General features: G+C 65.3%; 1 protein-coding gene. It reads left to right on the top strand.

Translation table 11 applies throughout. The annotated features are described in order from the left end of the window. Positions 1 to 28: 28 nt before the first annotated feature. Positions 29 to 265 (top strand): transposase (locus tag D3A59_RS03515; RefSeq protein ID WP_419187230.1); only part of this gene is annotated, 237 nt, incomplete at its 3' end.

Genomic DNA, 265 nt, shown 5'->3' with positions numbered 1-265 from the left:
CAGCAAGAAGACCAAGACCGAGCAGGCGTTGGCGCCGCAGGGCGACATGTTCGTGCAGCAGCCCACAGACGTGAAGCTGCAGCAGTACACCGATAGCCTGGAGCGCATGGGCGAGTTGGTGGACTTCGAGCAGGTGGCGGTTGCGGTGGATGCGGCCTGCCCGAGGCCGGATCGCAGCAAGGGCGGGCGGCCTCCGTATCCGACGCTCGTGATGGTCAAGGTGCTGTTTCTGCAGGCGCTCTACAACCTGTCGGACGAGCAGGCC

Origin of the sequence: Caldimonas tepidiphila, from assembly GCF_003569765.1 — a bacterium.
Classification (GTDB): Bacteria; Pseudomonadota; Gammaproteobacteria; order Burkholderiales; family Burkholderiaceae_C; genus Caldimonas; species Caldimonas tepidiphila.
The sequence above is the reverse complement of the archived record's forward strand: the minus strand, read 5'-3'. Positions and strand labels throughout refer to the sequence as shown.